This window comes from Leifsonia sp. L25, from assembly GCF_050632895.1.
This window is the reverse complement of record NZ_JBODRZ010000004.1, coordinates 450,032-467,829: the sequence shown is the minus strand read 5'-3', so window position 1 is coordinate 467,829 and position 17,798 is coordinate 450,032. Positions and strand designations below refer to the sequence as shown.

The window sequence follows — 17,798 nt, the reverse complement described above, 5'->3', positions numbered from 1 at the left end:
CAGGCGTCTGCCGAGGTCGGCGTGGATGCCGCCGCCGCGACCGCGCGGAGGTCGCCCCGAGAGCGCGCCGGCCGTCGAGACGGTGCCCGAGCCGCGCATCCAGTCGCTCCCGATGGTCAAGGCGCTCAACGCCGGTCTGCGGCGCGCACTCGCCGACGACCCGAAGGTGCTGCTGCTGGGTGAGGACATCGGTCCCCTGGGCGGTGTGTTCCGCGTGACCGAAGGGCTGCAGAAGCAGTTCGGCCCCCAGCGCGTGATCGACACCCCGCTGGCGGAAGCCGGCATCATAGGCACGGCGATCGGCCTCGCCATGCGCGGCTACCGGCCGGTCGTCGAAATCCAGTTCAACGGGTTCGTCTTCCCGGGCTTCGACCAGATCACGACACAGCTCGCCAAGATGACGAACCGGCACAACGGCCGCATGCCCTTCCCGGTCGTCATCCGCATTCCCCACGGCGGTCACATCGGCGCGGTCGAGCACCACCAGGAGTCGCCGGAGGCGTACTTCGCGCACACCCCGGGCCTGCGCGTCGTCGCCCCGTCGACCCCGCACGACGCCTACTGGATGATCCAGAAGGCGATCCGCTCCGACGACCCTGTCGTGTTCTTCGAGCCGATGAGCCGCTACTGGCCCAAGGGCGAGGTCGACGTGCTCGAGAACCCGACGCCGCTGCACGCGAGTCGCGTCGTCCGCACCGGAACCGACGCGACGATCGTCGCCTGGGCGGGGATGGTCAGCGTCGCCCTGCGCGCGGGCCGAGCTCGCGGCCGAGGAGGGGCGGAGCCTCGAGGTCATCGACCTCCGCTCGCTCTCGCCGGTCGACTACGGTCCCGTCGTCTCGTCCGTCCAGGAAGACCGGCCGGCTGATCATCGCGCAGGAGGCGCCGGGGAACGATGTCGGTGGGCTCCGAAGTCGCGGCGACGATCGCCGAGAAGGCGTTCTCACTCTGCTGGAGGCGCCGGTGCGTCCGAGGTGACCGGCTTCGACGTCCCCTTCCCGCCGGCCAAGCTCGAAGAGCTCTACCTCCCCGACGCCGACCGCATCCTCGAAGCCGTCGACCGGGCACTGGCGTACTGATCGCCTCCCGCGTAGGCGCCCCTGACAGAGAAGTCGCACTGAGCGAGTCCCAGTCCCTGCTGCCCGACGTGGGCGAGGGCCTGACCGAGGCGGGAGATCGTCGCCTGGAAGGTCGCCCCCGGCGAGCAGGTCGCGGTCAACCAGGTCATCGTCGAGATCGAGACGGCCAGTCGCTCGTCGAGCTGCCGTCGCCGTTCGAGGGGACCGTCGGCGAGCTGCTGGTCACCGAGGGCCAGACGGTCGAGGTCGGCACGCCCATCTTCACGGTCACGGCCGGTGTGTCGGCGGCCGCGGAGCCCGCGCCTGAGCCCGAGCCCGCCGAGGAGGTCGCGGCGGACGCGGCGGCCTCCGTCTCGCACGAGGAGGAGCCCAAAGCGGGAGCCGTGCTCGTCGGCTACGGGGCCGCGGGCCGCGGCTCGAGCCGCCGCCGTCGCGTCTCGCACCCGGGCACCGCGGTCCATCCCCATCTCGTTCTCGGGCAGCATCGCGCAGCCTTCCGCTCCCGCTGCGCCTGCGCCCGCTGCGGCCGCGCCGCAGGCGTCGCCCGCCGCGCAGTCCGCTCGCGCATCCTCTCCGGTGACGCGCGGTCCGGTCGTCGCCAAGCCCCCGATCCGCAAGCTCGCCAAAGACCTCGGGGTCGACCTCACCCTGGTCACCCCGACCGGCCCGATCGGCGACATCACGCGCGACGACGTGCTCCGCGAGGCGACGCAGGCGACCGTCTTCCGCAACATCCAGACGCCCGAGTGGCCGAACGACCGCGAGAGACCGCATCCCGGTGAAGGGCGTGCGCAAGGCGATCGCCAGCGCGATGACATCGAGCGCGTTCAGCGCCCCGCACGTCAGCCTGTTCGTCGACGTGGATGCGACCCGCACCATGGAGTTCGTCAAGCGCCTGAAGAACTCCGCCGACTTCGCGGGTGTCAAGGTGTCGCCGCTGCTCATCATGGCGAAGGCGATGATCTGGGCGGTCCGTCGCAACCCGACCGTGAACTCGACGTGGACGGACGAGGAGATCATCGTCCGCCACTACGTGAACCTCGGCATCGCCGCCGCGACGCCGCGCGGCCTGATCGTGCCGAACATCAAGGAGGCGCAGGGCATGACCCTGCTCGAGCTCGCGAAGGCGCTGGAACAGCTGACGCTGACGGCTCGCGACGGCAAGACTCCCCCGGCCGACATGAACGGCGGCACCATCACCATCACGAACATCGGCGTCTTCGGGATGGACACGGGCACGCCGATCCTGAACCCGGGCGAGGTGGGCATCGTCGCGCTCGGCACGATCAAGCAGAAGCCGTGGGTGGTGGACGGCGAAGTGCGTCCGCGCTTCGTCACGACGCTCGGCGCATCCTTCGACCACCGGGTGGTGGACGGCGACGTGGCCTCGCGCTTCCTCGCGGATGTGGCATCGATCATCGAGGAGCCGGCGCTACTGCTGGATTGAATTTGACAATCATTTTCAATAAGCCGTAATCTGAGCCGGTGCCCGCGACCGCAGGCGCTCCCCTTTCCGTCGCGCACGCGACTTAGACAGGCTCTCCCATGAAGACGCGCACCATCGTCTCCACCCTGGCGCTCGCCGCTGCGACGGCGCTGGCGCTCGCCGGATGCTCCACCTCCTCCGCCGGTTCCGGCGACGGCACCCTCCGGCGTCGTCGCCAGCACCAACGTGTACGGGGGCATCGCCCGGACGATCGGAGGCGGCGCCGTGCACGTGACCTCGCTGATGGACGACCCGGCGCAGGATCCGCACCCGTTCGAGGCCAGCGCCCAGAATCAACTCGCCGTCTCGAAGGCCGACGTCGTCATCGAGAACGGTGGCGGCTACGACGACTTCATGCACACCCTGGTGAAGGGCTCGAAGAACGATGCGACCGTGCTGGACGTCGTGCAGCTCTCGGGCAAGAAGCCCGTCGGGGGCGAGTTCAACGAGCACGTCTGGTACGACTTCCCGACCGTCGCAAAGCTGGCGTCGGCCCTGAGCGCTGCGCTCGCGAAGGCGGACCCGTCGCAGAAGACGGTCTTCGAGAAGAACGCCGCCGCCTTCACGCAGAAGCTCACCACGCTCCAGCAGAGCGCGGCCCGACTCAAGGCGCAGTACGCCGGCGACGGCGTCGCGATCACCGAGCCGGTGCCGCTCTACCTCCTGGATGCGGTCGGGCTGGTGAACAGGACGCCGGAGAAGTTCAGCGCGGCGATCGAGGAGGAGAACGACGTCTCCCCCGTCGTGCTGAAGGACACGCTCGCCCTGTTCAGCGAGCACCGGGTGAAGCTGCTCGCCTACAACGAGCAGACCACCGGCGCCGAGACCGAACGCGTGCTCGCCGCCGCCAAGAGCAACGGCATCCCCGTGGTCCCGGTCACCGAGACCCTGCCCGCCGGCAAGAGCTACATCGAGTGGATGCGCGCCAACGTGGACGCGGTCGGGGCGGCACTGGCGAAATGAGCGAACCCCTGGAATTCGTGACGCCGCCCGCGGAGCGCGACATCGTGCTCCGCCTCCGCGACGCGTCGCTCGGCTTCGGCGACCGCACACTGTGGAGCGGTCTCGACCTGGATGTGCACGCCGGCGAGTTCGTGGCCGTCCTGGGCCCGAACGGGTCAGGCAAGACGAGCCTCCTCCGTACGATCCTCGGTCAGCAGCAGCTCGACTCGGGAGAGATCTCGTTCGAGGGCCACGCCGTGCGCCGCGGCGACCGGAGGATCGGCTACATCCCGCAGCAGAAACTGATCCCGGCCGGAACCCCGATGCGGGCGCGCGACCTCGTCGCCCTCGGCGTGAACGGCCACCGCTGGGGCCTGCCGCTCCCGCGGCGATCCGACCGCGAGCAGGTCGATAGCCTCATCGACGCCGTCGGGGCGCGGCGCTACGCCGACGCGCCCGTCGGTTCGCTCTCCGGCGGGGAGCAGCAGCGGCTGCGCGTCGCGCAGTCGCTGGCCGGCGATCCGGCCCTGCTGCTCTGCGACGAGCCGCTCCTGTCGCTCGACCTGCAGCACCAGCGCGGCGTGAGCGAGCTGATAGACCGCCGCCGGCGGGAGCACGACAGCGCCGTGGTCTTCGTCACGCACGACGTGAACCCGGTGCTCGGGATGGTGGACCGCGTCCTGTACCTGGCCGGCGGCCGCTTCCGCACGGGCGCGCCGGACGACGTGCTCCGCAGCGACGTGCTGACGGACCTCTACGGCACGCCGGTGGACGTCATCCGCAGCCGCGGACGCATCGTCGTCGTGGGCATCCCCGACGCCGAGACCCACGACCACCACGCGCACACCCGCGAGGAACACCCGGAGCCCGCCGCATGATGCACCTGGACCTCTGGTCGCAGCTGTTCGACTTCACCGACTACGGCGAGCTGCTGCTGCTCGTCAAGAACTCGATCTTCGCGGGAGCGGTGCTCGGCATCGTCGGCGGCCTGATCGGCGTCTTCGTCATGCAGCGCGACATGGCCTTCGCGGTGCACGGCATCAGCGAGCTGTCGTTCGCCGGCGCCGCCATCGCGCTGCTGTTCGGCGTGAACGTGGTCGCCGGTTCGCTCGTCGGGTCGCTGGTGGCCGCCGTCCTGATCGGCCTGCTCGGCTCCCGGGCGCGCGATCGCAACTCGATCATCGCCGTGCTGATGCCCTTCGGACTGGGGCTCGGCATCCTGGCGCTCGCGTTGTATCCCGGGCGCAGCGCCAACAAGTTCGGGTTGCTGACCGGCCAGATCGTCTCGGTCGACGACCCGCAGCTCGGGTCGCTGCTGGTCATCGGCGCCGTCGTGCTGGTCGCCCTGCTGCTCATGTGGCGCCCGCTGACCTTCGACAGCCTGGATGCGGACGTCGCCGCCGCGCGCGGCATCCTGACCCGCTTCGTCGCCCTGGCCTTCATGGTGCTCCTGGGGCTGGCGGTCGCCGTCTCGGTGCAGATCGTGGGTGCGCTGCTCGTGCTGTCGCTGCTGGTGACGCCCGCCGCCGCGGCGATGCGCATCTCGTCGTCGCCCATCGGTGTGCCCGTGATCAGCGTCGTCTTCGCCCTCGTCTCGGTCGTCGGCGGCATCCTCCTCGCGCTCGGGAGCGCTCTGCCGATCAGCCCGTACGTGACCACCATCTCGTTCCTCATCTACGTGGTGTGCCGCATCGTCGGAGGGCGCCGCACGCGACGCCGCCCTGTGACCTCCTCACGGCCGCTCGTGAGCCAGGCGGGCTAGCCTGGGATGGTGAAGCGCAACACCTGGCAGCGGGAGGCCGTCCGCGAGGCTCTGACCTCGACAGAGGGGTTCATCAGCGCGCAGGGCCTGCACCTCAGCCTCCACGAGGCCGGGTCGCCGATCGGGCTGGCCACGGTCTACCGCGCTCTCGCCGACCTGGCGGCCGAAGGGGATGCGGACTCGCTGCAGTCGCCGGAGGGCGAGAGCCTCTACCGGGCGTGCACCACCGGCCACCATCACCACCTGATCTGCCGCAACTGCGGGCTGACGGTGGAGATCGAGGCGGATGCGGTGGAGCAGTGGGCGCGCCAGGCTGCCGCGGCGCACGGCTTCACTCAGGCGCAGCACGTCGTCGACGTCTTCGGTTTGTGCGCTGCCTGCACAGCCAAGGCTGATTTGGTCGGTCCCGCATCCATGCCGTAGCATGGTTGTTTGGCTGAGTGGGCTCCTCCCACTCCGTTAGCCGTGTACGAAACCCCAGACCTCAACGAATGGGAAGTCGTGCGCCGACAAGTGACCTTGGGTGGTGCCGTATGGCGCCACGGTATTGGAGAAGAAAGCAATGGCAGCAGTGTGCCAGGTGACTGGAGCCGTTCCCGGCTTCGGTCACAACATCTCGCACTCGCACCGTCGCACGAAGCGCCGGTTCGACCCGAACATCCAGAAGAAGACGTACTACGTTCCGTCTCTTCGTCGTAACGTCACCCTGACGCTGAGCGCCAAGGGCATCAAGGTCATCGACGCCCGTGGCATCGAGTCCGTGGTGAAGGACCTCCTGGCCCGTGGGGAGAAGATCTAAGCATGGCGAAGCAGCAGGACATCCGTCCGATCATCAAGCTCCGTTCGACGGCGGGCACCGGTTACACCTACGTGACCAAGAAGAACCGTCGCAACAACCCCGACCGCCTCGTGCTCAAGAAGTACGACCCCGTAGTGCGCAAGCACGTCGACTTCCGAGAGGAGCGCTAAACATGGCCAAGAAGTCAAAGATCGCCAAGAACGAGCAGCGGAAGGTCATCGTCGAGCGCTACGCCGCCAAGCGCGCCGAGCTGAAGAAGGCCCTCGTCGACCCGAACGGCTCCGACGAGTCCCGCGAGGCCGCGCGCCTCGGCCTGCAGAAGCTTCCCCGTGACGCCTCCCCGATCCGCGTGCGCAACCGCGACGCCGTCGACGGCCGTCCCCGCGGAAACCTCAGCAAGTTCGGTATCTCGCGTGTCCGCTTCCGCGACATGGCGCACCGAGGCGAGCTGCCCGGCATCACCAAGTCGAGCTGGTAAGTCCGCTCGATCGTGTTCCTGAAGGGGCGTCCGGCATCAGCCGGGCGCCCTTTTCGGCGTGTCAGGAGTCGAAAAGGCCCGGAAATCCGCGAGTTTTCGCGGGATTCTGATACATTCGAGGCGGTCGACCGACCAAACGTAATGGCCCAGCGTGGCCTCAACCGTTCCACCAATAGCTGTAGATCCAGCACAAGGTCCGAGGAGGACACTCAATGGCTGACAACCTGAACAAGACCGAGCTCGTTGCCGCCGTCGCTGCGGCGTCGGGTCAGAGCCAGGCCACCGTCTCGAGCGTCGTCGACGCGTTCTTCAGCACCATCAGCGAGACCGTCGCCAAGGGCGGCAAGGTCACCATCCCGGGCTGGCTCGCCGCTGAGCGCAGCGAGACCGCTGCTCGTACGGGCCGCAACCCGCAGACCGGCGCCGAGATCTCCATCCCGGCCGGCCACCGCGTCAAGCTGACCGCGGGCTCGAAGCTCAAGGCTGCCGTCAAGTAGTCTTCTCACGCTTTGCCCGAGGGCGGCGCCGCGATCTGCGGCGCCGCCCTCGCTGTGTTGTCGAGGCCGGAGTCGTCCACAGGCGGCGCGCAGGGGCGGTTCTCCACGGCCTTCCCGCTGTGGGCGGCCGCCCAGGGGCGTGGACGTAGGCTGGACAGGTGCCTCGAATCCTCCGCGTGATCGGCCCCGCCGCGTTGCTGCTCGCAGCGGTGGCGGCCATGGTCGGCGCCTCGCCTTCGGCGGCGGCGCTGCGGCCCCGCTGCTCGCGGATCCGGGTGCTCTCGTGCGCTGGGGTCTGCCCGCCGCCACCCTTCTGGTCAACCTGAGCCTGGCCGGAACGGTCGGCGCGCTGGTGCTCGCGTGCTTCGCGTTCTCCCCCGACAAAGACGAGTACGGCAAGGCCTCGACTTCGCGGCGGGCAGTGCCGGCGTGATGACCGTCGCGGCGGCGGCGACCGGTCTGTTCACGTTCGTGAGCGTCTCCAACGTCCCGTGGTCGTTCGATGCCACGTTCAGCAACGGGCTCAGCTCTTTCATCACGAGCGTCTCGCTGGGACAGGCGTGGCTCGGCATCACCCTGATCGCCGCCGCGGTCACGGTGCTCTGCTTCGCTGTGCGCAATCAGACCGCGGTGGCCTTCGTCGCGGTGCTGGCCATGGCGACCGTCGTGCCGATGGCGCAACAGGGCCACAGCGCCGAGGCCGCCGGGCACGATGCGGCGGTGACGTCGTTCGGGTTGCACGTCCTCTTCGCCGCGATCTGGCTGGGTGGCCTGGTCACCCTGATCGTCGTGAAGCAGACCTTCGGCAAGGGCCGCCTCGTCACCGTGCTCGAGCGCTACTCCACCGTGGCGCTGGTCCTGCTTCATCGTGGTGGCGGCATCCGGCTACGTGAACGCCGAGCTGCGCGTCGGCACGCTCGCCGAGCTGGCGACGCCCTACGGCATCCTGGTGCTCGTCAAGGTGGCGGCGCTGGTCGTGCTCGGTCTCTTCGGACTGACGCAGCGCCGCTACCTGATCGGCCGGCTCAAGACCTCCGGCGAACCCCGCACCTTCTGGTGGATCGTCGTGGCCGAGCTGGCGTTCATGGGCATCGCGTCCGGCGTCGCTGCGGCGCTCGCCCGCACGGTCACGCCGGTCCCGCAGACGCGGGCGGCGACGCCGACGCCCGCTGAGATCCTGACCGGCGAGAAGCTGCCCGCGCCGCTGAACTGGGATCGCCTGTTCACCTCCTGGAACTTCGACCTGCTGTGGGTGCTCGCGTGCGCCTTCGCCCTGTTCTTCTACTACGCGGCCGTCTGGCGCCTCCGCCGCCGCGGTGACGCGTGGCCGATCTACCGCACGGTGCTGTGGACGCTGGGCATCGTCCTGCTCTTCTACATCACCAACGGCGGGGTGAACGTCTACGAGAAGTACCTCTTCTCCGCTCACATGTCGGCCCACATGGTGCTGACGATGGGCGTTCCCCTGCTGCTCGTCCCGGGCGCTCCGGTCACGCTGGCCGCCCGGGCGATCCGGAAGCGGCACGACGGCTCCCAGGGCGGCCGCGAGTGGATGCTGCTCGGGGTGCACTCGCGCTTCGCCGCGATCGTCTCGAACCCGATCGTCGCGGCCATCCTCTTCGCCGGCTCGCTGTGGGTGTTCTACTACGCCGATCTTCCGCTGGGCGACCACCGACCACATCGGGCACGAGTGGATGATCGTGCACTTCCTCATCACGGGGTACCTCTTCGTGCAGTCGCTGATCGGGATCGACCCGGTCAAGTACCGGCTCGCCTACCCGTTCCGGCTGCTGCTCCTGCTGCTCACCATGGCCTTCCATGCCTTCTTCGGGCTGTCGATCATGCAGATGCGCGGGCTCATGCTCGCCGACTGGTTCGGCGCGATGGGCCGAACGTGCGGAGCGACTCGCCCCTGGTCGACCAGCAGGCCGCCGGCGGGATCGCGTGGAGCATCGGCGAGATCCCGACAGTCATCCTGGCGATCGTCGTCGCGATCCAGTGGAGCCGCAGCGACGAGCGTGAGACGAAACGGCGCGACCGCAACGCCGACCGCACCGGCGACGCCGAGCTGCAGGCGTACAACGAGCGGCTGGCCCGGATGGCGGACCGCGACCGCGACCGCGCCGTCCGCTGACCGATGACGGTCGGTTCGTCGACCCAGGGCGGAGGGGCTACGGGCCCTGCGCGACGACGATCGAGAGGGAGCCGTCCGGGCGGACGGTGACGTTGCTGAGGCGCATCGAGAACGGCTCGTTGTCGCTCCGCGCGCTGACCGTGCCGTCGAAGAGCGACTGGACGGTCACGTCGATGTGCGCGACCCCGACCATCGCATCCGTCACCCAGCCGTCGTCGCCGGCGCGCAGCCGGACGTTCGGGTAGGTGACCATCGACCAGCTCGGCTCGCCCTGCACCCGGTCGTCGATCTCGACACCGAAGGGGCAGCCGGCCGGTTGCAGCACCTTCTGTTCGGCGCAGCGATCGAGGAATCCGTCGACCTGCCTCTGCACGGCGACCGTGAAGTCGCGGGTCGGCTGCGCATCCACGACGGTCTCGGTCACCGTTCCCGGGGTGACGGACGCGCTGACCGGCGCCGCTCGCACGTAGCGGGAGGCGTGCGACAGCTCGAGCGGCGCCAGCGGCGCCGCCAGGTAGTCTGCCGAGACGCTGAAGGCGGCGGCCGGCTGGTCCGGTGAGGCGGCGCGTGGGCTGACGGTGTGCCGGCCCACGGTGAAGTCGTCCGCGTGCGCGACCGTGATGCGCGCGACGCCGAGCGGCGTGGACGCGAAGCCCCAGGTGGACAGGACGCCGAGCACGGATCCGGTCTGCCGCACGCGGAAGCGCGCCGAGACAGGGCTGCCGTCCGCCGTCGCCCGGACCACGACCGAGTGCACGCCGTCGCGTCCGGTCATATCCGAAACGACGGACACGTTCCGGATGGCGGGCAGGACGTCCGACCGCAGCAGCTCCCGCGAGGCTCCCGGCGGCAGCTTGGCGGCCTCGAGCTCCGGCCGGCTCGGGTCGGCCCCCGGCATGGCGAGGGCGTCGGAGAGGCGGTGCGCCGCGATGGCTCCGGCGAACGCCTCCACGAACCCGCTCGGGCTGTAGTACGCCCGCTGCACGGCCCCAAACGCCGAGATCAGGGCTGCGACGAGCAGCACTCCGATCCCCGACCAGAGCAGGACGGCACGCCTGAGCGCGTGCGAGTCCCCCACAGCCATGAGGCCATCCTAGGGTCCTGTGGATAACCGTTCGGGCGCGCTTTGCGCGGGTTAGAGTAGTCCGGCAAGCCGGGCGAGACGGAAGGGGAGGTCGCTGGGCCGTCTTTCCCTCTCCGCCGAGCAGCAGGCGGTGTTCGACCTCATCGAGAACACCCGCGAGCACGTGTTCGTCACGGGTCGCGCCGGAACCGGCAAGTCCACGCTGCTCAACCACCTGTCGTGGAACACCGACAAGTCGCTCGTGATCTCGGCCCCGACGGGGGTCGCGGCGCTCAATGTCGGCGGGCAGACCATCCACTCGCTGTTCCGGCTGCCGATCGGGGTCATCGCCGACCACGACATCGAGCAGAGCGCCGAGCTGCGCAAGCTGCTCAACAGCATCGACACGCTCGTGATCGACGAGGTCTCCATGGTCAACGCCGACCTGATGGATGCGGTCGATCGCAGCCTGCGCCAGGCCCGGCAGCGCGCGGGCGAGCCGTTCGGCGGCGTGCAGGTCGTGCTCTTCGGCGACCCCTACCAGCTGGCGCCCGTGCCGGGCGACCGGGAGGAGCGGGCGTACTTCGCCGACACCTACCGCTCGATGTGGTTCTTCGACGCCAAGGTCTGGCAGGAGGCCGACCTGCGCATCGTCGAGCTGCTGCAGGTGCACCGGCAGCACGAGTCCGACTTCCGGTTCATGCTCAACGCGGTGCGGCACGGCCAGGTGACGAAGGAGATCGCCGACCGGCTCAACGAGGTGGGCGCCCGTCCGGCGCCGGATGACGGCACGATCACCCTCGCGACGCGGAACGACACCGTCAACCGCATCAACGCCCAGGCGCTCGAGCGGCTGCCGGGCCGGGCCCTGACGGCGAAGGCGGAAGTGAGCGGCGACTTCGGCGGCCGCAACTTCCCCGCCGACGAGACCCTGGAGCTGAAGGTGGGCGCGCAGGTCATGTTCCTGCGCAACGACGTCGGCCAGGGCGACGGTCCGCGCTGGGTGAACGGCACGATCGGCACGGTCACGAAGATCGACTCCACTGTGTACGTGGAGGTCGACGGCGAGGTGCACGAGGTCGAGCCGGCGATCTGGGAGAAGTTCCGCTACAACTGGTCCCCCGAGACGAAGAAGCTCACGAAGGACGTGGTGGCCGAGTTCACGCAGTTCCCACTGCGGCTGGCGTGGGCCGTCACCATCCACAAGTCGCAGGGCAAGACGTACGACGCGGCGATCGTCGACCTGGGGACGCGGGCATTCACATCCGGGCAGACGTACGTGGCGCTCAGCCGCATCACGACGCTCGAAGGGCTCTATCTGACCCGGCCGCTGCGCCCGAGCGATATCACGGTGGACCCGGACGTGGAGCGGTTCATGCGGGATGCGCGCCCGGTCACCATGCCGGTCGCGCAGGCGGCGCGATGAGCGGGGCGGCGCGGTGAGCGGCATGACGGAGAGGGGACGGACGTGGCGGTGACCTTCGTACTGGACTTCAGCGACGGGCAGCGGCTGGAGACCAGCGGCAACGGCGTGATCGGGCGGAACCCGGCAGTGCACACACCCGGCACGGAGATGGACGACCCGGGCCACGTCGAGCTCGTCACAGTGGAGGACGACGCGAAGTCCGTCTCGCGCGCGCACCTCGCGTTCGGTCAGTACGACGGCGTCTTCTGGGTGATGGACCTCGGGTCCGCGAACGGCACCACGATCACCTACCCGGGCGAGGGGACCTTCGCGTGCGATCCGAAGACCCGGCACGAGGTCGACCCCGGCTCGATCGTCCGGCTCGGCAGCGTGTCGTTCGCCCTCACCCGCCGCTGACGGGCTGACCCGCCGCTGACGGTCCTGACCGGCCGCGGACGGTCAGTGGTGGTGGTGCACCGTCACCGCGGCGACGCCGGCGTCGGTGAGCCCGAGCGCCGGGATGGTGACCGCGCACACCGCGCAGGCGCTGAGCAGGAGCGCGACCACGAAGCGGAGCGGCGCATCCCGGCCCGGTAGCGGTCGCGCCCGGCGGATCACCACCGCCGTGGTCGCGGCGACGGCGACATCCAGAAGGGAGGCCGCACCCATCGGCACCAGCGGAAGGGCGAGGACCGTCCCGCCGGAGGCGGTCGCGCCGACGACGGCCAGCGCGGCCCAGAGCCCCACGGGCACAAGGGCCACGGCGGGCACGAGCCGGAGCGCCGGTGGGTGGTCGCGGGCCAGGGTGGCCGCCGCCCAGCCCAGCTCGGCGAGAGCGATCAGCAGGAAGCCGGCGAGCAGGGCTGGAGGTGCGCTGGGAGCCAGGGCCGCATGAAGCAGCCCGGCTCCCAGCGCGGCCACGGCGAGGCACCGCGGGTCGCCGGGCCCACCGCGACGGCTTTAGGGGCCGAGGCGGCGAGGGGCGACCCGCAGCGTTCCCGTCATCCTGCTCATAGGAGCCGTGGCCAGCTCAGCGGACCGTTGCGGCCGTGGCGCGGGTCCCGCGGTCGGCGCCGAGGCCGACACCGAGGAGGACGATCGCGCTCACCAGGTGCAGGAAGTGGTCCAGGGTGTTCAGCGCCAGGATGTTGGCGGCGGTGCCCACGAGGAAGAAGCCGATGATGCCGAGCAGCAGGTACACGGCGCCGACGGTGATGTTGACGGCCTTGGCGGCGGCCACGCGGGTCAGACCGGCGATGAGCAGGGCGGCGCCGATCAGGAGGTGCGCGATGTTGTGCAGCGGGTTCACCTCGAAGATGCCGAGCAGCAGCCCGCCCTTGGTGGCGATGAAGCCGACACCGCCGGTGACGGCGAAGCCGAGGAGCCCGACCAGCAGGTAGACCGCACCGAAGATGGTGGCCACCAGGCGATTCGGTGAGTTGCGCATTGTGTCGTTCCTTCCGTAGGACGGCGCACGGTCGCGCGCCTCACTTCCCATTCGAAGCGTCGTCCCGATCGGATTGCCGCCATAGCCCCTATGCGGCGGTCGCCTTTCTGCCGCACGTTACAATCGCTGGACACGCAGGGCCGACCGCCGGGGGTACAAGTGACGCGACGAGACACGAAGTTCGGGCGGATCGCGCTCACCGCGACGGCCGGGCTCGTAGCGCTCATCCTGGCCGGCTGCACCTCATCGGCGGGCAGCGCGGACCTGCCGTCGCAGCAGCCGGGCGGCTTCCCGAAGGACGTCGAGAAGCGCCTGTCGACCGCCATCACCGACGCGATGACGCTGACCGACGCGTCCGCCGGGTTCGCCGGCGTCTGGGCCCCTGGGCGGGCAGCTGGACCACCGCGCAGGGCACGACGACCCGCGGCGGGTCGACCCCGGTGTCGGAGGACATGACCTTCCGGATCGGGCAGAACACCACCCCGATGACCTGCACGGTGCTGCTCGAGCTCGTGGACGAGGGCCGCGTCGGGCTGGACGACCCGCTCACCAAGTGGATCCCCGGCCTCGTCGGGGTCGACGGCGTCACCATGCGCGAGCTCTGCCAGAACACCTCCGGGATCAACGACTACATCGGTGCCCTGAACCCGAAGTTCATCATGAACCCGACCCGTCAGTGGCCGCCGCTCGAGCTGGCCAGCGACGGCATCGCGATGGAGCGGTACGGCACGCCGGGCGAGAAGTACGGCCGCTCCGCCACCAACGCCGTGCTCGTCGGCATGGCGCTGGAGAACGCGACGAACCGCAGCTGGCCCGAGCTCTACAAGCAGTACGTGTTCGACAAGCTCGGGATGAGCGCGAGCGTGCTCCCGGGCAGCGGCCAGTTCACGGTGCCGGGCCGGCATCCCGCCGGTTACTCGGTCGGTCTGGATGCGGCGGGCGCGGTGGTGTGCGAGCCCATGCGCGACGTGAGCCGCATGTCGCCCTCGCAGGGCTGGACCTCGGGGGAGTCGTCTCGAACCTCCCCGACCTGAAGGCGTTCGGACAGGCGCTGGCGAGCGGCAGCCTGCTGAGCGAGAAGTCGCGCACGGCGCAGGCCGACGCGGTGGTCAACGGCGAGTCGTGGCAGCGCTACGGCCTCGGCGTGCAGCTGCTCGGCCCGCTGCGCGGCAGCAGCGGTGCGGTGCCCGGCTACCTCTCCGCGGTCTTCTCCGACCCTTCGTCGGGGCTGACCGTGGTCGTCGCCCTCAACAACTCGACGCCCGGCGCGGGATTCGCCCAGTCGCTGGCGCAGCGGCTCGCCTCCATCGCCTCCAAGGTGCCCGCGAAGCAGAAGGGGGCGAAGACGGTCGCCTCGCTCCCCTGGTCGGAGCAGCAGACGGTCGACGCGATGAAGAAGGCGTCCCCGTGCCCGGCCAAGAAGGCCGGCTGAGCGGGCGCCGAGAGCCTACGCTCCGGCCAGCGCCGCCAGTTCGGCGCGCACCGGGAACGCGTCGTCCTCCAGCACCAGCTGGAGGGCGGACCCCGTCGCGCGGTTGACCACGACCGGCGCCAGCAGGTTGACGGTGCTGCCCTCGCGGGAGGGGGTCACGACGACCAGCAGCAGCGCGTCCTCCGCCACCGCGATGCCGAGCTCGATGGCGCGGTCGTCGGGCAGCTCGGGCGAGTAGCCCGGCAGGTGGCGGGAGGCGTCGATGGTGAAGAGGCGGATCTCCGGACGCTCGATCGAGGCGAGCGTGAAGAGCCCGTCGGCGCCGGCGACCGGCTCCAGCGAGAAGTCGTCCAGGGGCTCGAGGCCGGGAGGGGGCGTGAGGAAGCAGACAGCGGTCATCGGAGGAAGTCCATCAGGGTCGGCTGGAGCACACGGGCGGTGACCGCGATCGCGGTCTGGTAGTTCACGTCCTGCGTCTTCAGGTCCAGGATCACCTTGCTCAGATCCACGTCCTCCAGCGACGCCCGCTGGCCCTCCAGGCTGTTGGCGCCGACGGCGAGCGCATCCTTCGCCTTGTCGATGCGGGTCTGGCGGCCGCCGACCTCCGCGTGCTCTCCCACGATGGCCTTCATCCTGTCGTCGATCTGCGCCAGGCGCGGGGTCGTGCTCACACCGGTGCGGAGGTCGTTCGCAATGTCGTCGATCAGCGCGAACACCGACGACGCGCCGGTGCCGAACGCCGCCGCTCCATCCGCATCCACCCGCACCGTGGTGTCCGGGCCGATCCTGCGCTCCACTGTACTTCCCGCGGTACCGGTGAACGAGTAGTCGGGCTGGAAGGCGACGCCGGCGTCGGAGTTTCCCGCAAAAACGGTGCGACCGAGGTAGGTCGTGTTCGCCAGCGAGAGCAGGCTCTGCTTCAGCCCGTCGAGCTCGGTCGCGATCGACTGCTTCGCCTCGGGCGACATCGCGCCGTAGTTGGAGCCCTGCACGGTGAGGTCGCGGACGCGGTGCATGAGGCTCTCGACGCTGGTCAGCGCCGAGTCGGCCGTCGTCAGCCACCGTCGCCGTTGCCCACGTTGCGCTGGTACTGCGACGTCGCCGCCTGGTCGGATCGCACGCCGAGGGCGCTCGCCGTGGCGGTCGGGTCGTCCGACGGCTTGTTGAGCAGCCGGCGACTGGTCGCCTGGTCGTACAGCTGCGCCTGGCGCTGCAGGCTCAGCTGCAGGTTGCGCTGGGCGTTGAGGGTCTGGGTCGCGTTCGTCACTCTGCTGATCACGGCTACCTCCCGACGAGTCCGGTGTGGTTGATGAGCACATCGAGGGCCTCGTCCACGGCGGTCATCACGCGCGCGGCGCCCTGGTAGGCGTGCTGGAAGGACAGCATGTTCATGTTCTCCTCGTCCAGGTCGACGGAGGCGCCCGCGAGCTGGGCGTTCGTCGCGGAGCTGGTGGCCAGGTCGGCCAGATCGGACTGCTGCTGCTCCGTCTTGCTGGCGACGCCGACGCGCACGACGAAGGCGGACCACTGCTTGTCGACCGCGTCGGCGCCGGTCCCGAGCCGGCTGATGGCGTCGGCGACGCTGCCGTCCGCCCCACCGGCGCCGGGAGTGCCGGTGGCGATCTGGCCGACGCCGGTCGGGACGACGGAGAGGCCGAGAGCGGCGGGCTTGGCCGGGTCGATGGCGAAGAAGTCGAGACCGGTCGCGCCGGTGGGCGTCGTGCCGGTCTGGTGCACGGCGTTCACCCGCTGGGCGAGTGTGACCGCGAACGCGTTGTAGCCGGCGGCCGCCTCGGCCAGCACTCCCCCGTGCCGTTAGCGTCGGCGGGAGCGAGCGATGAGAGCGCTCCGGCGATCGAGCCGCCCTCCATGGCGATCGCGGCTCCCGGCCGGTACGCCCATTCGAGCCGCGGAGGGTCGCCGGCGGCATCGGCCAGGCGGGATGCTCCGGCCGCCGTGACGGCGTTGGCCATGGTGCCGCTGACCAGCGCATTGCCGCCGACCAGCACATCCACCGTCCCGTCGTCGTGCGGTCGCACCACTCCCCCGGCCAGCTTGGCGATGGAGGTGGTGAGCAGGTCACGGCGGTCCATCAGCTCGTTCGCCGACTGCCCGGAGGCGAGCGCGGTGCGGATGCGGCCGTTCAGGTCGGCGACCTCTGTCGCCGCGGTGTTCAGGTCGGAGACCATGCCGTCGACCGAGCCGCGCAGCGCCGTCCACTGGTCGTCGACGGCCCGGTAGCCGGTCTGCAGCTGGGTGACCAGGCTGCCGGCCTGACCGAGCAGCACGCCGGCCGGTGCCTGCTCCCCCGCCTGATTGGCGACGTCGCCCCAGGCCGACCAGAACTTCTGCAGCTGCGCCGAGAGGCCGTTCGTGCCCGGTTCGTTGAGCGACGACTCCAGCGTCGACAGGGCGCCGGCGCGGGTGTTCGTGTAGCCGGAGAGCGCGGTGGTCGTGCGCACGCGGGCGTCCATGGCGGCGTCGTCGAGGCGCTGGATGCCGTCGACGCTGACCCCTTGGCCCGGGCGCACGCCGCCGCTGAACAATCCGGTGGAGTTGAGGGCGGGCACACCGGACGTGCTCACGCGCTGCCGGGTGTACCCCTGGGTGTTGGCGTTCACGAGGTTCTGGCCCACCACGTCCAGGCCGGCCTTGGCGGCGACCAGGCCCGAGTAGGCGGTGTTCAGCCCGCTGAAGGTGCTCATCCGGTCAGGCCTCCGTGTCGAAGAAGCGTGCCGTGTCGCCCAGGCTGCCCGTGCCGCTCGCGCCGTAGACGCCCGGCTCGTCTGCGCCGCCCGAGAGAGAGCTCAGCGTTTCCTGCGTCGAGCGCGCGGCCTCGCGCAGCAGACGCTCGTTCGTGTCGCGCACCTCGGCGATCTGCGCCGTCAGCTCCGTCATGGCGGCGAGATGGGACCCGGAAGATGTCAGACCAGATGCCGTCGGGGGCCGCGGTCGCCAGCTCCCGCAGGGTCGCATCCTGACCGATGCCCCACTCCTCCGCGAGGGAGGCGACCTCGACCGTGCGCGCCAGGCCGACCGCGCGCATCCGCTCGATCACCTGCTCGACCTCGCGGGTGGCGTGCGAGATCCAGCGGGACTTGCCGGCGATCAGCAGCAGCTGCTCCTCTTCGAGCTTGAACAGCAGGAGCTCGAGGAGCTCGCGCTCCTTCCACAGCTGTGCCGACAGCTCGCTCGCGGCCATGTCGCTACCAACTTCCTCGTGGGTCGATGTGCGCACCTGGTCTCCTCGGGTCTGAAGGGCGGCGGATGCTGC

Annotated in this window: 22 protein-coding genes and 3 pseudogenes; 16 read left to right on the top strand and 9 right to left on the bottom strand. The window is 70.1% G+C overall.

The window, feature by feature from the left end:
* Positions 1-112 precede the first annotated feature (112 nt).
* From ACRAWC_RS23380 to ACRAWC_RS23330, 11 genes and pseudogenes are all read left to right on the top strand, one after another.
* Positions 113-1,079 (top strand): annotated as a pseudogene (locus ACRAWC_RS23380) (alpha-ketoacid dehydrogenase subunit beta).
* 38 nt (positions 1,080-1,117) lie between these two features.
* Positions 1,118-2,526: pseudogene (locus tag ACRAWC_RS23375) on the top strand (dihydrolipoamide acetyltransferase family protein).
* A gap of 225 nt (positions 2,527-2,751) precedes the next feature.
* Positions 2,752-3,528 (top strand): metal ABC transporter solute-binding protein, Zn/Mn family, encoded by a 777-nt coding sequence (locus tag ACRAWC_RS23370; RefSeq protein WP_431349787.1) that lies wholly within the window; start codon positions 2,752-2,754, stop codon positions 3,526-3,528.
* Complete coding sequence (locus ACRAWC_RS23365) at positions 3,525-4,385, top strand: metal ABC transporter ATP-binding protein (protein WP_431246113.1); 861 nt, start codon at positions 3,525-3,527, stop codon at positions 4,383-4,385. Before ACRAWC_RS23370 ends, ACRAWC_RS23365 begins: the two co-directional genes overlap by 4 nt.
* Positions 4,382-5,269, top strand: coding sequence for a metal ABC transporter permease (locus tag ACRAWC_RS23360; RefSeq protein ID WP_431349786.1), 888 nt, complete (start codon positions 4,382-4,384; stop codon positions 5,267-5,269). Before ACRAWC_RS23365 ends, ACRAWC_RS23360 begins: the two co-directional genes overlap by 4 nt.
* 6 nt (positions 5,270-5,275) lie before the next feature.
* Positions 5,276-5,692 carry a Fur family transcriptional regulator gene (locus ACRAWC_RS23355; protein WP_431246111.1) on the top strand — a complete coding sequence of 139 codons (417 nt, stop codon included), beginning with the start codon at positions 5,276-5,278 and terminating at the stop codon, positions 5,690-5,692.
* Positions 5,693-5,831: 139 nt separating this feature from the next.
* The gene (gene rpmB, locus ACRAWC_RS23350) at positions 5,832-6,068 is read left to right on the top strand and encodes a 50S ribosomal protein L28 (protein ID WP_018188988.1); all 237 of its coding nucleotides are present in this window, start codon (positions 5,832-5,834) and stop codon (positions 6,066-6,068) included.
* Between the two features lie 2 nt (positions 6,069-6,070).
* Positions 6,071-6,238, top strand: coding sequence for a 50S ribosomal protein L33 (gene rpmG, locus ACRAWC_RS23345; protein WP_285114818.1), 168 nt, complete (start codon positions 6,071-6,073; stop codon positions 6,236-6,238).
* 2 nt (positions 6,239-6,240) lie between these two features.
* Positions 6,241-6,546, top strand: a complete 306-nt coding sequence (gene rpsN, locus ACRAWC_RS23340) for a 30S ribosomal protein S14 (RefSeq protein ID WP_018188986.1) — start codon at positions 6,241-6,243, stop codon at positions 6,544-6,546.
* Positions 6,547-6,758: 212 nt separating this feature from the next.
* On the top strand, positions 6,759-7,043 hold the full coding sequence (locus tag ACRAWC_RS23335; protein WP_090039575.1) for an HU family DNA-binding protein: 285 nt from the start codon (positions 6,759-6,761) through the stop codon (positions 7,041-7,043).
* Between the two features lie 176 nt (positions 7,044-7,219).
* Positions 7,220-9,177: pseudogene (locus tag ACRAWC_RS23330) on the top strand (cytochrome c oxidase assembly protein).
* Positions 9,178-9,214: 37 nt separating this feature from the next.
* On the opposite strand, the gene ACRAWC_RS23325 reads toward ACRAWC_RS23330, so the two are convergent.
* Positions 9,215-10,261 carry a hypothetical protein gene (locus tag ACRAWC_RS23325; protein ID WP_431246110.1) on the bottom strand — a complete coding sequence of 349 codons (1,047 nt, stop codon included), beginning with the start codon at positions 10,259-10,261 and terminating at the stop codon, positions 9,215-9,217.
* A gap of 94 nt (positions 10,262-10,355) precedes the next feature.
* Here ACRAWC_RS23325 and ACRAWC_RS23320 point away from each other — a divergent pair, with 94 nt between their 5' ends.
* Complete coding sequence (locus ACRAWC_RS23320; RefSeq protein WP_431246109.1) at positions 10,356-11,666, top strand: ATP-dependent DNA helicase; 1,311 nt, start codon at positions 10,356-10,358, stop codon at positions 11,664-11,666.
* A gap of 48 nt (positions 11,667-11,714) precedes the next feature.
* Entirely contained in the window at positions 11,715-12,062 is a 348-nt protein-coding gene (locus ACRAWC_RS23315; protein ID WP_431349785.1) for an FHA domain-containing protein, read from the top strand.
* Between the two features lie 42 nt (positions 12,063-12,104).
* Here the strand turns inward: ACRAWC_RS23315 and ACRAWC_RS23310 are convergent, their stop codons facing one another.
* Together ACRAWC_RS23310 and ACRAWC_RS23305 are read right to left on the bottom strand one after the other, a co-directional pair.
* Positions 12,105-12,566, bottom strand: coding sequence for a hypothetical protein (locus tag ACRAWC_RS23310; RefSeq protein ID WP_431349784.1), 462 nt, complete (start codon positions 12,564-12,566; stop codon positions 12,105-12,107).
* A gap of 109 nt (positions 12,567-12,675) precedes the next feature.
* On the bottom strand, positions 12,676-13,092 hold the full coding sequence (locus ACRAWC_RS23305; protein WP_431349783.1) for a DUF4383 domain-containing protein: 417 nt from the start codon (positions 13,090-13,092) through the stop codon (positions 12,676-12,678).
* Positions 13,093-13,251: 159 nt separating this feature from the next.
* Here ACRAWC_RS23305 and ACRAWC_RS23300 point away from each other — a divergent pair, with 159 nt between their 5' ends.
* Genes ACRAWC_RS23300 through ACRAWC_RS23290 form a run of 3 tightly spaced genes read left to right on the top strand, consistent with a single transcriptional unit; the run spans position 13,252 to position 14,524 of the window.
* A complete protein-coding gene (locus ACRAWC_RS23300) occupies positions 13,252-13,548 on the top strand; it encodes a hypothetical protein (protein ID WP_431349782.1) in 297 nt (98 codons plus the stop codon).
* Positions 13,545-14,126 carry a serine hydrolase domain-containing protein gene (locus ACRAWC_RS23295; protein WP_431349781.1) on the top strand — a complete coding sequence of 194 codons (582 nt, stop codon included), beginning with the start codon at positions 13,545-13,547 and terminating at the stop codon, positions 14,124-14,126. The genes ACRAWC_RS23300 and ACRAWC_RS23295 overlap by 4 nt, the downstream gene beginning before the upstream one ends.
* Complete coding sequence (locus tag ACRAWC_RS23290; RefSeq protein WP_431246104.1) at positions 14,042-14,524, top strand: hypothetical protein; 483 nt, start codon at positions 14,042-14,044, stop codon at positions 14,522-14,524. Before ACRAWC_RS23295 ends, ACRAWC_RS23290 begins: the two co-directional genes overlap by 85 nt.
* Before the next feature lie 15 nt (positions 14,525-14,539).
* Here the strand turns inward: ACRAWC_RS23290 and ACRAWC_RS23285 are convergent, their stop codons facing one another.
* From ACRAWC_RS23285 to flgN, 6 genes are read right to left on the bottom strand one after another with little or no spacing between them, the layout of a single operon-like run.
* Positions 14,540-14,923 (bottom strand): flagellar assembly protein FliW, encoded by a 384-nt coding sequence (locus ACRAWC_RS23285; protein ID WP_431349780.1) that lies wholly within the window; start codon positions 14,921-14,923, stop codon positions 14,540-14,542.
* Positions 14,920-15,540 carry a flagellin gene (locus tag ACRAWC_RS23280; protein WP_431349779.1) on the bottom strand — a complete coding sequence of 207 codons (621 nt, stop codon included), beginning with the start codon at positions 15,538-15,540 and terminating at the stop codon, positions 14,920-14,922. The genes ACRAWC_RS23285 and ACRAWC_RS23280 overlap by 4 nt, the downstream gene beginning before the upstream one ends.
* Before the next feature lie 38 nt (positions 15,541-15,578).
* A complete protein-coding gene (locus ACRAWC_RS23275) occupies positions 15,579-15,803 on the bottom strand; it encodes a hypothetical protein (protein ID WP_431349778.1) in 225 nt (74 codons plus the stop codon).
* Positions 15,804-15,805: 2 nt separating this feature from the next.
* Entirely contained in the window at positions 15,806-16,327 is a 522-nt protein-coding gene (locus ACRAWC_RS23270; protein WP_431246102.1) for a flagellar basal body rod C-terminal domain-containing protein, read from the bottom strand.
* Positions 16,267-17,229: a flagellar hook-associated protein FlgK gene (gene flgK / locus ACRAWC_RS23265; RefSeq protein WP_431246101.1), complete on the bottom strand. Its 963-nt coding sequence runs from the start codon at positions 17,227-17,229 to the stop codon at positions 16,267-16,269. Before flgK ends, ACRAWC_RS23270 begins: the two co-directional genes overlap by 61 nt.
* Positions 17,226-17,762 (bottom strand): flagellar export chaperone FlgN, encoded by a 537-nt coding sequence (gene flgN / locus ACRAWC_RS23260; RefSeq protein WP_431349777.1) that lies wholly within the window; start codon positions 17,760-17,762, stop codon positions 17,226-17,228. Before flgN ends, flgK begins: the two co-directional genes overlap by 4 nt.
* Between the last annotated feature and the right edge of the window lie 36 nt (positions 17,763-17,798).